This is a genomic window from Acinetobacter sp. NIPH 817, assembly GCF_000368405.1.
Lineage (GTDB): Bacteria > Pseudomonadota > Gammaproteobacteria > Pseudomonadales > Moraxellaceae > Acinetobacter.
The window spans coordinates 2,072,637-2,088,024 of record NZ_KB849420.1 but is presented as its reverse complement, the minus strand read 5'-3'; the positions used below and the strand labels follow the sequence as shown (position 1 = coordinate 2,088,024).

Here is a 15,388-nt window from a genome sequence, read left to right as displayed (position 1 = left end):
CTTATGCATAAATCATCTTTTCAACTGAGCCTGCTAGTCGGGCTCAGTGTCATTTCGCATGCAGTTTTTTCTGCACAGCAAACCACCTCATATATAGCGATTCATTCCAAGCCTAAATATTTAGGAATGATGGCTATGCCATATGCAAACCCGAATGCTCCTAAAGGTGGTCTGTTAAGTCAGGCCGCTCAAGGAACTTTTGATAACCTCAATAGTATGAATGGTAAGGGGAATGCTACAGAGGGCGTTAATTATCTTTTTGATACTTTAATGACCCAGTCGCTAGATGAGGTCGGAGTTTTATATCCGCTTTTAGCCGAGAAAGTGAGTTATGACCCAGAAAAAACGCAGTCTGTTACTTTCTATTTAAACCCAAAGGCGCGTTTTAGTAATGGACAGCCAGTCACTGCGGCAGATGTTAAATTTAGTTTTGATGCCTATCAGAAGAAGTCCAATTTAGGTTTACAGATGTACCTTGCTGATTTGGCAAAAACAGAAGTAATAAACACCCATCAGGTAAAGTTTAGTTTTAAGTCTACCCATAATCCTAAAATGCCATTTATTTTGGCAACATTACCGATTTATTCAAAAGCAGATTGGCAAAGAAGAGATTTTAGCCGAATTACCCTACAACCGATTATTGGTTCGGGGCCATATGTAGTTGAACGAGTTGATGCAGGTAGAAGCATTAGTTATAAAAGAAACCCAAATTATTGGGCAAAAGATTTGCCTATTAACAAGGGACGTTATAATTTTGACCGATTAAAATATGTCTATTATCGAAATTGGGATATTGCTTTTGAAGGATTTAAATCTGGGCAATACACTTTGCATGAAGAAACTAATCCTAAAAAATGGGTAACAGATTATCGTTTTCCTGCCGTAAAAGAAGGGCTGGTTACTCAATATAAATTTCGTCACCATAACCCGATTGCCACTGAAAGCTATGTGTTTAACACTAGGCGAAAACCTTTAAATGATATTCGTTTTAGACAAGCCTTAACCTATACCTATGACTTTGAATGGCAAAATAAAGCTTTGTTTTATGGTCAATATCAACGTCTTCAAAGTTATTTTGAAAATAGTGAATTAGCAGCAACAGGTCGACCTTCAAAAACTGAATTAGACTTGTTAAAACCATTATTGCCTAAGTTATCTCCACTCATGCAACAAGGTGTTTTAGCAAACTGGAAATATCCAGTGTCGGATGCAAGTGGGTTCAATCGTCAGAACTTGTTAACTGCACGGCAATTACTCATACAGGCTGGCTATAAAGTTAAAGAAGGGCAACTATTTACACCAGAAGGAAAAAAAGTTCAGCTTGAGTTTTTAATTCAGCAAGATGGTAAACAACGAACACTTTTACCTTTTATTCGTAACCTAAAAAAGTTAGGCATTGCAGTTAATTTGCGTCAGGTCGATGCTCCGCAATATTTAGAAAGGACTCGTCGTTACGATTTTGATATGACCACAATGAATCTGCCGCAATCTCTCAACCCAGGCAATGAACAAACTCAGTTTTGGGGAAGTATCGCCGCAGCGCAGGATGGAAATTATAATTATTCAGGTATTCGCAACCCCGTAATTGATCAAGTGATTTCTAAACTTGTTGCAAGTAAAAGCCGTGAACAACAGATTATTTATACTCGCATTCTCGATCGGTTGCTTAGAGCTGGTTATTATCAAATTCCGACCTATGGTAAAGGTGAAAACTGGTATGCTTATTGGAATATGTATCAACAACCTAAAGTTAAACCAGCACTTTCTTCTGGGATAGAATATTGGTGGAGTGATGCAAATAAAGCCAAAAAAGTTGCCAAATATTTACATCAACAATAAAACGCACCTGCCATAAAGGAAATCCTGTTGTATGGGTTCATATATTCTCAAGCGACTTCTTTTAATGATTCCCACATTGCTTGCCATTTTATTGATTAACTTTGTGGTTGTGCAAATTGCACCGGGTGGGCCAGTTGAGCAAGCAATACATCAGGCACAAAGCGATTTGGGAATTGGTCGTGCATTGAGTGCAGAAACTTATTATCAAGGTGCTCAAGGTTTAAGCCCTGAAATGGTTGAGCAAATTAAGGCTCAGTACGGCTTTGATCGTTCTGCCCCTGAACGATTTTTTCTAATGTTAAAAGGCTATTTAACTTTAGATTTTGGACAAAGCTTCTTTAAAGATAAACCAGTCGTGGAATTGTTGTGGGAAAAAATACCTGTTTCGATTTCGCTTGGGCTGGTGAGCACTTTTCTGATTTATTTAATTTCTATTCCGCTGGGAATTAAGAAGGCAAGACAACAAGGTTCGTGGTTCGATCGGTCCACCTCATTAGTTCTTGTGGTGGGATATGCTGTACCAAGTTTTGTATTTGCCATTCTGTTAGTTGTTTTTTTTGCGGGCGGCTCTTATTTCCAATGGTTTCCATTACAAAATTTAGTATCGGATAACTTTAATCAACTTAGTCTTTGGGGCAAAGTTGCCGATTATTTATGGCATATGACTTTGCCACTGATTACCATGGTATTAGGCGGTTTTGCCAGTTTAACCTATTTAACTAAATACTCATTTTTAGAAGAACTCAATAAACCCTATGTTTTGGCAGCCTATGCAAAAGGATTGAATGGCCAACAGGTCTTATATAAGCATGTATTTCGTAATGCCATTTTAGTTGTGCTCGCAGGATTACCAGAAGTGTTAGCGGGCATTTTCTTTGTAGGTAACCTGTTTGTAGAAATTATTTTTCATTTAGATGGGGTGGGGTTGTTGGGCTTTGAAGCAATTGTTCAGCGTGATTATCCTGTTATTTTTGGGGTTTTATTTTTCTTTACTTTATTTAGCCTAATTTTACGTCTCATTTGTGATGTGCTGTACCAATGGATTGATCCTCGAATTCACTTTGATGCACAAGGAAGCAAATAATGTCTTTAATTGTGCGTACTCGATTACAGCGTTTTAGGCAGCATAAATTGGGCTGGGCCAGCTTTATTTTATTTAGTCTGATTTTGGTCTTATCCTTAGCTGCGGAGTTAATTGCTAACGATAAACCACTGTTAGTGAAGTATGAAGATTCTTACTATTTGCCAGTGTTTAAAACTTATCCTGAAACGGCGTTTGGTGGGGTTTTTGAAACAGAGGCTGATTATAAAGACCCTGCTGTACAAGCGCTTATTGAGACTAAGGGGTGGGCAGTTTGGCCACTCGTTAAGTTTTCATATCAAACGCCCAATTTAGACTTGGCCGTTCCTGTGCCGTCACCACCCTCCAAACAAAACTGGTTAGGAACAGATGATCAGGGCAGAGATGTTTTTGCTCGTATTCTTTATGGCTTAAGAGTGTCGTTGCTTTTTGGTTTAGCCTTAACCTTTTGTTCCGCTTTATTTGGAATTACCGTAGGTGCCATTCAAGGTTACTATGGCGGTTGGGTAGATTTATTAGGACAACGTTTGGTTGAGGTCTGGAATGGCTTACCCATGCTTTTTATGGTCATGATTTTAGTCAGTATGTTTGTGCCAAATGTATATTGGTTATTTTTCATTATGTTGTTTTTCGGCTGGACCATTTTGGTGGGCATCGTTAGAGCAGAGTTTTTGAAAGCTCGCCAGCTAGATTATGTTCGTTCAGCCCAAGTTTTGGGAGTGACTGATCGCGCTATTATTTTTAGGCATATTTTGCCAAATGCGATGAGCTCGAGTTTGTCTCAATTGCCATTTATTTTAACAACTAATATTAGTGCTTTAACTGCTCTTGATTTTTTAGGGTATGGCCTGCCACCCGATGCAGCCTCTTTAGGCGAGTTATTGTTACAAGGTAAAAATAATTTAGATGCGCCATGGCTAGCAATTTCGGGCTTTTTTAGTCTGGCTATCGTTCTTTCACTTTTAATTTATATTGGGGAGGCAGCCCGTGATGCGTTTGACCCAAGAAAATAATTTAAATATCGCCTCAACGTTATTGAAGGTAGAACATCTTTCAGTTCAAACCAAAGCTCACAAGGTTTTATTGGATGACCTGAATTTCCACTTAAGTGAAGGGGAAACACTCGCTATTGTTGGCGAGAGCGGTTCAGGTAAATCGATGAGCTGTTTAGCAATAATGGGGTTGCTACAAGAAAAATTAGAAATAACAGGTCAGGTCTGGATTGGCTCACAAAACATGCTTGAGTTAGATGAAAGAGCTCAATCAAATTTACGTGGTCGACAAATCGCAATGATTTTTCAGGAGCCTGCTACTGCCTTAAATCCGCTACATCGGGTTGAAAAAATTGTAGGAGAAAACCTTCTTTTATCAGGTTTTTCAAAACTTGAAGTTCGACAACAAATAGTTGAGCTGCTAAAAGATGTGGGAATTGTTGAACCAGAACAAATTTTAAAACGCTATCCACATGAGCTCTCTGGTGGACAAAAACAACGTGTCATGATTGCGATGACATTGGCGCTTCAGCCTAAAATTTTGATTGCTGATGAACCTACGACTGCGTTGGATGTGGTCTTACAGATACAAATTTTAGAGCTATTAAAATCTTTACAAGCAAAATATGGAATGGCACTTATTTTAATTAGCCATGATCTAAATTTAGTACATCGCTATGCTGAGAAACTAATTGTATTACAAAGTGGGCGTGTAGTAGAGCAAGGTGAACTGAGCCAAATTTTTACAAATCCTAAAACAGCTTATACAGCACAGTTATTAGATCATGATTTTGGAAGTGTAGAGTCTAGACCCGCTCAACAGAATGTTTTATCAGTTCGAAAGCTCAGCGTGCAATTTCCTATAAGAAAAGGAATTTTAAATCGCATTCAAGGGTATTTTACTGCAATAGAAGATTTGAGTTTCGATCTTGCTCAAGGTGAATCGCTTGGGGTAGTTGGTGAAAGTGGTGCGGGTAAATCTTCTTTAGGTCTGGCTTTGGTTCAGCTTGTTAAGAGTAAAGGGCAAATTGTTTTTTTAGAGCAAGATTTGAATCAGTTACAGCCAAAAGTGCTACGGTTGATGAGATCAGATTTTCAACTTGTATTCCAAGACCCATTTGGCAGTTTAAACCCGCGTATGACTGTGGGGCAGATTATTGCTGAAGGGTTAAAGTTAAAAGCTATGAATGAAAAAGAGGTAACCCAGCAAGTTGAATCTGCTTTGGTAAAAGTTGAATTGGCTGAAGATTTTCAACATCGTTATCCTCATGAACTTTCAGGCGGGCAACGTCAACGTGTCGCCTTAGCCAGAGCTTTAGTGGTTCAGCCGAAACTTTTAATTTTGGATGAACCTACATCGGCCTTAGATCGGACCACGCAAAAAGCTATAATCAAGTTGTTGAGACAATTACAGCAAACCGAGCAGTTAAGTTATATTTTTATTAGTCATGATCTTAATATAGTGAAAGCCCTGTGCCATAAAGTGATGGTATTACGTCATGCCAAAGTTGTTGAATATCAGGAAACTGAACTTCTATTTTCTAAGCCTCAAACTGAATATACTAGACAGTTAATTAGAGCATCTTTTTAAGATTTTATTTTAATCATTTGTTTTTTAATAGAATAAATTTAATTTTTGACTTATGCAAAAAGTTGCATATTTTTATATTCTTTAAAATTGACATGTGCTATTGTCAGTTATCGATTATGTCTTGACACGCTCAATAACTCATTTAAATTAGAGTAATTACTCTATAATTCAAAAAAAGAGGTTAACCATGAACCAGATTGCTCAACCCATCACAATTCGTAATACCACCTTTAAAAACCGCATTATTAAAGGTGCGATGAGTGAGGCGCTTGCAAATTATGAAGGCCAACCAAATGATTTACATTTGGGCTTATATGGTGCTTGGGCAAAAGGTGAACTTGGCTGTGCCATTACGGGCAATGTCATGGTAAATGCTGGAGCAAAAAATGAACCGGGTGTTGTGGTTATTGAAACTGAACGTGACCTAGATCGCTTAAAAGAGTGGGCGGCCTTAGGTAAAAAATATGGCATGGTGCAGTTAATTCAATTGTCACACCCAGGCCGCCAGTGTCCAAAAGGTTTAAATAAAGAAACCGTGGCGCCATCGGCAGTACCTTTTAGCCCAGCTTTAGCAACCATGTTTGGAACGCCACGTGAACTTACTCATGATGAAATTCTAGATATTATTAATCGTTTTGCGAAAGCAGCTCAGATCTGTGAAAAAGCAGGTTTCGAAGGCGTGCAATTGCACGGCGCACATGGTTATTTAATTAGTCAGTTTTTATCACCATTAACTAATAAGCGTACAGATCAATGGGGCGGTTCAGTTGAAAATCGTAGCCGTTTTTTATTAGAGGTTTATAAAGCGGTACGTGAAGCAACCTCAGAAAATTTTATTATTTCCGTGAAGCTTAACTCGGCTGACTTTCAGCGTGGCGGTATTAGCGAAGAAGATGTGATTTCAGTGTTTAAAGCAGTAGATGAAGCTGGTATCGATTTAATTGAAATTTCAGGCGGTACTTACGAGGCACCAGCAATGGCTGGAGCTAAGGCGGATAAACGTAAAGCAAGTACGATTGCGCGTGAAGCATACTTTTTAGATTTTGCTGAGAAAATCCGCCAGCATGTTAAATGTAAGCTCATGGTGACAGGTGGGTTCCGTACTGTAGAGGGCATGAATGCTGCACTCGCAAGTGGCGCATGTGACTTTATTGGTATTGCTCGCCCATTTGCGGTAGAAACCGATTTAACAGAACGTTTAATTGCAGGGCAAGACGTGCGTTATGCCGTAAAACCCATTAAAACAGGTTTACCTTTTGTCGATAAAATGGCAATTATGGAAATTATTTGGTATGCCGCTCAATTTAAAACCATTGGCAAGGGTAAAAAACCAAATCCAAAACTTTCACCACTGGTGGTGTTTTTGAATTATGCCAAAGGCAATATTAAAGCGGTGATTCAAGGACAAGTGAATTCGCGTAAGTCTGCATAATTTCATTACCATGCAGTCGTCCAGTAAGCGTTAAATGTAGAAGCAGACCATTGGCCTTTAATTAAAGCATTGTTAAGGGCAGGTCTGTTTTCTATTTGGGCAAGATAACGGTTTATATGTTTAAACTGACTGTAATTTTGTGAGCAAGCCAGTAATGGAAACCACATCAAAATATCAGCAATAGTAAACTGATCTCCAGCAAACCACGCATGTTGCTCTAAATGTTCATCAATCATTTTCATTTGTCGTTGTAACGATTGATTGAGATAGCCTTGATCGAATCCATATTTTAAAAATTTAGGAATGAAACGGATTGGAAAAGGTGTACGTTGTGCAATTTGGTGAAAGATTTGTTTGAGTACTAAATCGGGAATGAATGTTGCCTCACAATAATTTTTCCAATAATAAAAATTTAGGAGTTGTTGGCTTGATAGGCTGTTTGGTCCCAATTGTGGGTGTAAATGAGATAGGTAATCTAAAATTGCTGAGGTTTCAGCTAAGACTGAAGTCTTTTCTTGTTCAATAATTTCGATAGTTGGAAATTTTGATAATTGATGAGGTGAGTTTTTATCTTTGCTTATAACTGAATGATCTTTAATAGTGAGCTCATAGTTGAGTTCTAATTCTTCTAAAAACCAAATGATGCGTTGAGAGCGCGAATTTTTTAAGTGAAATAATCGAATTTGCATGTCATGTCTAAATTATAGTTTTGATCTATGTTAAGTATAGAACATAATTTAATTATAAAAATATTTATAAATCAGTAAATTATATTTTTATATAAAAGTAGTTTAATAAAAAGCCACTGCCATTAAAAATAGAGTGGCTTTTTAGTGTTTGATATCCCTAACGAGATCTGACCTACAAGTTTGTCGTCTTGAAGAGGATACCGTATATCAGATGTCTTTATAGTTCAGTTTAGAACGTATAGCTCATACCAAACTGAACGGTACGTGGTTCGCCCGGATAAGCATATAAATTGAAAGCACTTTCATCATAAACTTTGTCAAAAATATTTTTCAGATCTAAGTTAAGACGAAGTTTTGGTGTTGCTTGATAATAAGAAACCAAATCTGTAACTGCATAACCTTTCATGGTGTAAGTACTATTGGCTGTTTGTCCTGCACGCTTATCAATATATTTTTGATTAATTCCTAGACCTAAACCTTGTAAAGCTCCACCCTGAAATTCATAAATATTTAAAAGATTAAAACTGTTCTTTGGAATATTGGCTAAAGACGTTCCTTTTTGCAAAGTGTTGTCTTTAGTCACTTCCGCATCTGTATATGCGTATCCACCAATAATTTTCCAAGCAGGTGTAATTTGCCCTGAAATATTTAGTTCAATACCACGACTACGAACTTCACCAGCAGCAACTTTTTTATTTTGATTTGGGTATAAAGGATCATCCGTTAAGACATTTTCTTTCTCTGCATAAAAAATAGCAGAGTCAACCGACAACATATTGTCTAGCGCTTGCCATTTAAAGCCTAACTCGTAAGCTAGGCCTTCTTCTGGGTCAAAACCTTGACCACTATGACTAGCACCAGTGTTTGGTTTAAATGATTTTGCAGCATTACTGTAGATGGAAAGATCATTACGGGCTTTAAAAACTAACCCTAAACGAGGAATAAAGGCATCATGACTAGTATTCCAGTTTGCAGTATTTGGTAATAGGTTTTTATAGTCATGCTCATAGTGCTCAAAGCGTAAACCCAATAAAGCACTTAAACGTTCATTTAAATCGATTTGGTCTTGTACAAAAACGGCCGTGGTTTTTAAATTTTCACGGTCATGTGTTGCCACGCTATTAAGTTCAGGTAAAGGCTGTCCTAGAACTGGGTCATAGATATTAATAGGATAGTTGTTTGAATTTGGGTCTGAACGAATAATGTATGACTTATAGTCATAATTTTCATATTCAAGCCCAGTCACTAAGGTATGTGTTAAACCTAAAAGTTGGAAATTACCTGTTAGATTGATCTGCGCATCAGTATCTTGCCACTTTAATTCTCGATAGCTGTAATTTCTGTTAATTTTTTCTATATCATTTTTATTAACACCGCTTCCTTCTACCGCATAGCCATACAATTTTCCATTTAAATATTGCACGCCAGCATTCAGCTTCCATTCATTTCCAAGGTCGTGTTCAACTCGTAATTGAGTCATATTGTTATCATTGTAAAGCCGGTTGTTGTATTTACCTGTTTCCCATAAATAGGTTTCTGGTGAGCTATTAAAAGACTTCTGACCTGCATAACGTGTTTGTCCACGATCAAGCGGATGCTGATTTCTTAAAATATCGGCTTCAAAAGTAACTTTTGTTGTGTCGGAAGCTTGCCATTGAATGACTGGTGCAATTCCATAACGTTTAGATTCAACGTGGTCACGATAACTATCACCACCTTCTGCGATCACATTGAGGCGATAACCAATATTTTCTGCATTAGGTATAGTTCCTGTCGTGTCTACAGTGGTGCGGTATAAACCTTCACTGTTAAGCTGTGCGCCCAAAGTGGTTTGTTGCTCAGACTTTGGTGTTTTAGAAATTAAGTTAAACGTACCACCCGGGTCACCACGGCCATACAAGCTAGATGAGGGGCCACGTAAAACGTCTACGCGTTCAATCGTGTTGCTATCTGGAGCGTTCGGATAACCTCGGTTAATTGGGAATCCGTTACGATAAAACTCACCGCTGGTGAAACCACGAAGGTTAAACCCCGTTAAGCCTTGACCGCCAAAGTTATTAGCACGAGTAACACCGCCAGCTAAATCAAGTGCTTCAATTAAGCGTGTAGCTCCAATATCTTCAATTACTTTTTGAGTCACCACACTGACAGATTGCGGTGTATCTTTTAATGCGACTTCGCTACGTGTTGCGCTACTCGAATTATCTACCTTATAAGCTTGGTCATCGGCCTGTTGGGCTTTAATTTTAATGGTAGCAAGCGTAGTTGAAGATTGATCTGTTTCTGCGAACGCACTTGATATACAACATAGTTGAGCAATGCTCAGGGAGATGAGACGAAGCTTAAGATCCATTTAAAACCTTGTTGATAATAAATATCAGTATAAAAATAAGAATTATTATATTGTAAATCTATGTAAAGGAAATACTGGATCAGTGATATTTAAATACAAATGTATTTTATTTGGAAATAAGAGAGGTTAAAGCAATTAAATAGAATGTTAAGAAAATAAAAAGAAATTTTATAAGAATAGAATAATGGCGTCCCTACGGGGATTCGAACCCCGGTTACCGCCGTGAAAGGGCGATGTCCTAGGCCTCTAGACGATAGGGACGTTGAGGATGGCGGTATCTTAAGAAGCCGCCACCAAACTGTCAAGTAGGTAAGGAGACAGTTTGTTCAAAATATAGCAAAACAGTTCAGCAGTCTTCTGAGTATCGTATAAAGCAGAGTGTGCTTCTTTACCATCGAACTCAATTCCAGCTTGAATGCAGGCTTTAGCAAGGACGGTTTGTCCAAACATAACAGCACTTAAAGTAACTGTATCCATGACTGAAAAACTATGAAAAGGGTTCTGGTTTTTTGTGCTTGTACGCGCAATTGCAGCTTGAACAAAACCAAGATCGAAATGGGCGTTATGACCGACCAATACTGCATGTGTACAGTGTTGCTGTTTGCGAACTTCATTGACTGATTTAAAAATACGGCGTAATGCAGTCCGCTCATCTTCAGCCATTGCTATACGCATTGGATTAAATGGATCAATACCAATAAAGTCTAGCGAACGGCGGTCGAGGTTAGCCCCTTCAAACGGGTTAATGTGCGCATGAAATGCTGGACCAGGGACAAATTGTCCCTGAGCATCATACACAATTGGAATGCACGCAATTTCTAGCAATGCATCTGTCTGGGCATTAAAACCTGCCGTTTCAACGTCAACAACAACAGGTAAGAAGCCACGAAAACGTTGGCCAATGACCGGGACAGAGGTTTCTTGTGTCACACTTTTCTCCATTGCAGCGTTTTCCCGGCATGCAGCGGGATAATTTTTTGATCATCTAAATAATCAAAAGATTCTGGGACAAGGTTATCTTCTTTTACCAAAGTAATGGTAGAAGTATTACGTGGTAGACCGTAGAAGTCCGCACCAAAATGGCTAGCAAAACCTTCTAAGCGCTCTAGTTTACCCACTTGGTCAAATGCTTGGGCATAAAGCTCAATTGCATTAGGTGCACTATAACAGCCCGCACAGCCACACGCATTTTCTTTTGCATTTTGTGAGTGAGGAGCGCTATCTGTACCCAAGAAAAATTTAGGGTTACCACTCGTTGCAACTTCAAGCAAAGTTGTTTGATGTGTTTGGCGCTTTAAAATTGGCAAACAGTAAAAATGCGGTTTAATGCCACCGACTAACATATCATTACGGTTAAATAATAAATGCTGAGGAGTGATTGTTGCAGCAACATTACGGTCATGCTCTAAAACAAAATGAGCCGCATCGCTTGTTGTAATGTGCTCAAGTACCACTTTAAGTTTTGGAAACTGTTTTAAGAGTGGGTTGAGTACTTCGTCAAGGAAACGTTTTTCACGGTCAAAAATATCGACATGGTTATGAGTTACTTCACCATGAAGTAATAATGGAACTTGATGTTCTTCTAATTGTTCAATAACTGCATAAACCTTACGGATATCACTCACACCATTATCAGAGTTGGTGGTTGCGCCCGCTGGATAAAGTTTAATTGCATTTACATGTCCAGATTCTTTAATTTTACGAACTTCGTCTGGTGAGGTGAAGTCAGTAAAATAAAGCACCATACGCGGGTCAAAATTGAGACCCTCTGGAACATGAGCAAGAATACGTTCACGGTAAGCCAGTGCTTCTTCCACAGTCTTTACTGGTGGAACAAGGTTTGGCATACAGATCGCACGAGCAAACTGTTTAGCCAAATCAGGTACAGTACGTTTTAATGCTAAACCATCACGTAAATGTGCATGCCAGTCATCTGGCTGGAGCAGGGTAATAGAGTCCAAGGTAGTTCAAACTTCGAAATAAAACAAATGATAATCGATAAAGTGTGAAAATGGTAACGAGAATTACGGACAAATGGCAAAATAAAGCGCAAGAGGCCTCAAAAAATAATGTTATATTTTGTTAATGTGTAAGAGGTAGGAATCGGGTAGTGGTAAATAGGGGAAATGTACAGGAATTACTCAAAGCAAAAGAAGAAATAGAATATCTGGTAACTTTACATACTCATCGTTATGCCAATACACCTTTGCCTCATCAATTAGAAAAAAAGTTCTGGTGCTTAAATCTTGAACGAACTAAACAAAATATCTCCAAATTTTTAGCAAGTGGCGTTCTCACCTATCTAATTTTTATTTTATTAGCGCTCCCTACAGACTACTTAGTGATTGGCGTACCTTACATTACTTGGGACTTTATTTACTGCTTATTTAGTGCAATTAATATTGCTTGTGCGCTGCTGCTATTTTGGGTTTTTGCCAAGTTTAAAAAACTCACTGAATATTTTTACATCGCTGCGTGCGGGATTGTATTTTTTACCATTATTTTCAATGCAATGTTGCTGCTTAGTGTAGGAAATACTGCTCTTAAAAATCAGTCGATGTTACTCCTTTCTTTTTTATATATGCTCGGCTTTATTTTAAGCGGTATAAAACCTCTGCACATGCTTTATGTGGGTTTAACAGCAGCAATTTTCGTTTTTTCTTCATTAATTTTATTGCAGGCGAATTGTGACTACATTGCTTTGGGACGTGCATTGTTTGGTAGCTGTATTTTAGGTTTTTCAATTAGTACGATGCTTACTTCTAGAGAAAGAAGCCTTTTTTTAAATAATCAGCTTGCTGAGCTTAACGAAAAGATTCTACGTATTGAGGCATCTGAGTTGCTTCATTTAAGTCAGCAAGATGCACTCACTAAAATTTCTAATCGACGTACTTTCGATGAGATGTTCGACTTTTTTTACTATCGGGCAAAACAAGAACAACGTCCATTGGCCGTTTTATTTATTGATATCGATTTTTTTAAAAACTATAACGATTTTTATGGGCACCAGATGGGGGACAAGGTCATCTCGTCTATTGCCTCTGCAATTAAGAATTCGATTCGTCATGTGGATTTCGTTGCCCGATATGGCGGAGAAGAGTTTGTGGTTCTTTTGCCAAAAACACCTGCTCAAGGTGCATATGCTGTGGCTGCCAATATTTATAAAGCGATTGAGCGTCAAGCGATTCCTCATGCTGCATCTTTGGTTTCTACGCATGTAACCATTAGCTTGGGTTTTACTGTTTACACAGAGGGCTTAAAAGTCACTCAGGAAAATTTAATTCATGCTGCCGATCAAGCTTTATATCGGGCTAAACAGCTGGGACGTAACCAAATTTATTATCAGCCTTTACAAGTCGCCGAGATTGCCTGAATGAATTTTAAAAATAAAAAGGCCACCTTAGTAGGTGGCCTTTTTTGACGCGATAAGAAAATTATTTTTTCTTACTGTCTAATTGAGGAATAGCAGAACCTTGACCGATTGAAAGTAAACCAGCATCTGTATAGATACCAAGTTTTGAACGTGTATCGGTAATGTCGAGGTTACGCATAGTCAACTGACCAATACGGTCCATAGGCGAGAATATTGAATCGCCTTTTTCCATTGTTAAACGTTCAGCTTCGTACGTTAAGTTTGGAGATTCAGTGTTCATGATGGTGTAGTCATTACCACGACGAAGTTCAAGAGTCACTTCACCTGTAACAGCTTTAGCAACCCAACGCTGTGCAGTTTCACGCAACATAAGCGCTTGAGAGTCGAACCAACGACCTTGGTAAAGTAAACGACCTAAACGTAAACCGTTAATGCGGTATTGTTCGATCGTATCTTCGTTATGAATACCAGTAACCAAACGCTCGTAAGCAATATGAAGAAGAGCCATACCCGGAGCTTCATAAATACCGCGAGATTTCGCTTCGATAATACGGTTTTCGATTTGGTCAGACATACCTAAACCGTGACGACCACCAATACGGTTTGCTTCAAGAATAAGCTCAACTGGATTGTTAAAAGTTTGACCGTTTAACGCAACAGGTACACCTTCTTCAAAACGTACAGTTACTTCTTCTGGTTTGATTTCAACTTCTTCTTTCCAGAAAGCAACACCCATAATTGGGTCAACGATTTTGATACCAGCATTTAGGTATTCAAGATCTTTTGCTTCGTGAGTTGCGCCCAACATGTTTGAGTCAGTTGAATACGCTTTTTCTTTTGACATTTTATAGTCAAAACCGTTGTCGATTAGGAACTGTGACATTTCTGCACGGCCACCGAGTTCATCGATGAAGTTTTGATCTAACCAAGGCTTATAAATTTTAAGATTCGGGTTGGTCAATAAACCATAACGATAGAAACGTTCAATATCGTTACCTTTATAAGTTGAACCGTCACCCCAGATGTTTACATCATCTTCTTTCATTGCAGTAACTAACATTGTACCTGTTACTGCACGACCTAATGGAGTCGTATTGAAATAAGGAACACCACCTGTACTGATATGGAATGCACCACACTGAATTGCAGCAATACCTTCGAGCGCAAGTTGTAAGCGGCAGTCAATTAATCGAGCTTTTACAGCGCCGTATTGTTCTGCTTTCTTTGGAATTGCATCGTAGTCATCTTCATCAGGCTGGCCTAAGTTTGCAGTATATGCATAAGGCTCTGCACCCTTTTGTTTCATCCATAATAAAGCAGCTGAAGTGTCTAGGCCTCCGGAGAAGGCAATCCCAACTTTTTTGCCTACTGGTACATGCTGCAAGATAGTTGCATTATCAGTCATTGCTAATCCTAACATTTATAAAAAAGACCCCGTACAGGTGGTCTCGAGAATTCTGAATGGCGGCTATTGTAGCACTATTCATGGTGCTTTTTTTGGCAAAAAAAGCATTAATTCATTCCTTCTGGCTTGAAGTTTTGATTTGATAAAAAATCTAAGGCTATTTATAGAATGAGAAGGGGGAATGAAGTATTGTTATTCCAAATAAGAAAAGACTTTTAATGACTTAAAAAGAAAATAGGATAAATATGAAGAAAAATTTTGGCTTATCGCGTGCACACTATGTCGTGGCTATAATCACTGTACTCGACGTGATTTATATGATTTATCATTATATGGCAATCAGTGGCTCAAGCTCTACTTATTTACTCGGTGGAGTTATTGGAAAAATGGTTGTGATTGGGCTTCATCTATATGCTGCTAAAAGAGTTTTAGATGGCACAAAAAATTCTAGATATATTTCACTTTTCTTAACGGTATTTTTACTTTTTGCATTTCCTATTGGAACCATTCTTGGCGTAATTATGCTGTTTTTATTATATAAATGGGAGAAAGAGCTAGATTTCTTTAGCGTCATTAAATAAAAGTAATAAGAGTGGCTTTAATGGATTGACCATAAGCCCCGATAAATTTCTT

General features: G+C 38.3%; 12 protein-coding genes and 1 tRNA gene. 7 read left to right on the top strand and 6 right to left on the bottom strand.

What is annotated here, in order from left to right; all coding sequences use genetic code 11:
• Positions 1 to 3: 3 nt before the first annotated feature.
• The 5 genes from F968_RS13520 to F968_RS13500 all read left to right on the top strand — a co-directional run bounded on the left by F968_RS13520 (position 4) and on the right by F968_RS13500 (position 6,935).
• Positions 4 to 1,839, top strand: a complete 1,836-nt coding sequence (locus F968_RS13520) for an extracellular solute-binding protein (RefSeq protein WP_034596339.1) — start codon at positions 4 to 6, stop codon at positions 1,837 to 1,839.
• A 31-nt stretch (positions 1,840 to 1,870) separates the two neighbouring features.
• On the top strand, positions 1,871 to 2,923 hold the full coding sequence (locus F968_RS13515) for a microcin C ABC transporter permease YejB (protein ID WP_004793896.1): 1,053 nt from the start codon (positions 1,871 to 1,873) through the stop codon (positions 2,921 to 2,923).
• Positions 2,923 to 3,933, top strand: coding sequence for an ABC transporter permease (locus F968_RS13510; protein WP_004793894.1), 1,011 nt, complete (start codon positions 2,923 to 2,925; stop codon positions 3,931 to 3,933). Before F968_RS13515 ends, F968_RS13510 begins: the two co-directional genes overlap by 1 nt.
• Positions 3,908 to 5,503: an ABC transporter ATP-binding protein gene (locus F968_RS13505; protein ID WP_081399549.1), complete on the top strand. Its 1,596-nt coding sequence runs from the start codon at positions 3,908 to 3,910 to the stop codon at positions 5,501 to 5,503. Before F968_RS13510 ends, F968_RS13505 begins: the two co-directional genes overlap by 26 nt.
• Positions 5,504 to 5,690: 187 nt before the next feature.
• On the top strand, positions 5,691 to 6,935 hold the full coding sequence (locus F968_RS13500; RefSeq protein ID WP_004793891.1) for an NADH:flavin oxidoreductase/NADH oxidase family protein: 1,245 nt from the start codon (positions 5,691 to 5,693) through the stop codon (positions 6,933 to 6,935).
• A gap of 5 nt (positions 6,936 to 6,940) precedes the next feature.
• Here the strand turns inward: F968_RS13500 and F968_RS13495 are convergent, their stop codons facing one another.
• From F968_RS13495 to pyrC, 5 genes are all read right to left on the bottom strand, one after another.
• Positions 6,941 to 7,624, bottom strand: coding sequence for a glutathione binding-like protein (locus F968_RS13495; RefSeq protein ID WP_004793890.1), 684 nt, complete (start codon positions 7,622 to 7,624; stop codon positions 6,941 to 6,943).
• A 229-nt stretch (positions 7,625 to 7,853) separates the two neighbouring features.
• Positions 7,854 to 9,977, bottom strand: a complete 2,124-nt coding sequence (locus F968_RS13490) for a TonB-dependent siderophore receptor (protein ID WP_004793889.1) — start codon at positions 9,975 to 9,977, stop codon at positions 7,854 to 7,856.
• A 185-nt stretch (positions 9,978 to 10,162) separates the two neighbouring features.
• Positions 10,163 to 10,238: transfer RNA gene (locus tag F968_RS13485), tRNA-Glu, on the bottom strand.
• Positions 10,239 to 10,256: 18 nt separating this feature from the next.
• A complete protein-coding gene (gene rnt / locus F968_RS13480) occupies positions 10,257 to 10,919 on the bottom strand; it encodes a ribonuclease T (RefSeq protein WP_002117536.1) in 663 nt (220 codons plus the stop codon).
• Positions 10,904 to 11,938, bottom strand: coding sequence for a dihydroorotase (pyrC, locus tag F968_RS13475; RefSeq protein WP_004793881.1), 1,035 nt, complete (start codon positions 11,936 to 11,938; stop codon positions 10,904 to 10,906). Before pyrC ends, rnt begins: the two co-directional genes overlap by 16 nt.
• 149 nt (positions 11,939 to 12,087) lie before the next feature.
• Between pyrC and F968_RS13470 the strand changes: the two genes are divergently transcribed.
• Complete coding sequence (locus F968_RS13470; RefSeq protein ID WP_004793880.1) at positions 12,088 to 13,350, top strand: diguanylate cyclase; 1,263 nt, start codon at positions 12,088 to 12,090, stop codon at positions 13,348 to 13,350.
• A 61-nt stretch (positions 13,351 to 13,411) separates the two neighbouring features.
• On the opposite strand, the gene argG is transcribed toward F968_RS13470, so the two are convergent.
• Positions 13,412 to 14,770, bottom strand: a complete 1,359-nt coding sequence (argG, locus tag F968_RS13465; RefSeq protein ID WP_081399548.1) for an argininosuccinate synthase — start codon at positions 14,768 to 14,770, stop codon at positions 13,412 to 13,414.
• A 230-nt stretch (positions 14,771 to 15,000) separates the two neighbouring features.
• Here argG and F968_RS13460 point away from each other — a divergent pair, with 230 nt between their 5' ends.
• A complete protein-coding gene (locus tag F968_RS13460) occupies positions 15,001 to 15,336 on the top strand; it encodes a hypothetical protein (RefSeq protein ID WP_004793878.1) in 336 nt (111 codons plus the stop codon).
• Positions 15,337 to 15,388 lie beyond the last annotated feature (52 nt).

Excerpts from the sequence above, each read along its gene's own strand:
- F968_RS13520 (WP_034596339.1), top strand. The coding sequence starts at position 4 with ATGCATAAATCATCTTTTCAACTGAGCCTGCTAGTCGGGCTCAGTGTC.
- F968_RS13515 (WP_004793896.1), top strand. The coding sequence starts at position 1,871 with ATGGGTTCATATATTCTCAAGCGACTTCTTTTAATGATTCCCACATTG.
- F968_RS13510 (WP_004793894.1), top strand. The coding sequence starts at position 2,923 with ATGTCTTTAATTGTGCGTACTCGATTACAGCGTTTTAGGCAGCATAAA.
- F968_RS13500 (WP_004793891.1), top strand. The coding sequence starts at position 5,691 with ATGAACCAGATTGCTCAACCCATCACAATTCGTAATACCACCTTTAAA.
- F968_RS13495 (WP_004793890.1), bottom strand. The coding sequence starts at position 7,624 with ATGCAAATTCGATTATTTCACTTAAAAAATTCGCGCTCTCAACGCATC.
- F968_RS13490 (WP_004793889.1), bottom strand. The coding sequence starts at position 9,977 with ATGGATCTTAAGCTTCGTCTCATCTCCCTGAGCATTGCTCAACTATGT.
- rnt (WP_002117536.1), bottom strand. The coding sequence starts at position 10,919 with ATGGAGAAAAGTGTGACACAAGAAACCTCTGTCCCGGTCATTGGCCAA.
- argG (WP_081399548.1), bottom strand. The coding sequence starts at position 14,770 with ATGTTAGGATTAGCAATGACTGATAATGCAACTATCTTGCAGCATGTA.
- F968_RS13460 (WP_004793878.1), top strand. The coding sequence starts at position 15,001 with ATGAAGAAAAATTTTGGCTTATCGCGTGCACACTATGTCGTGGCTATA.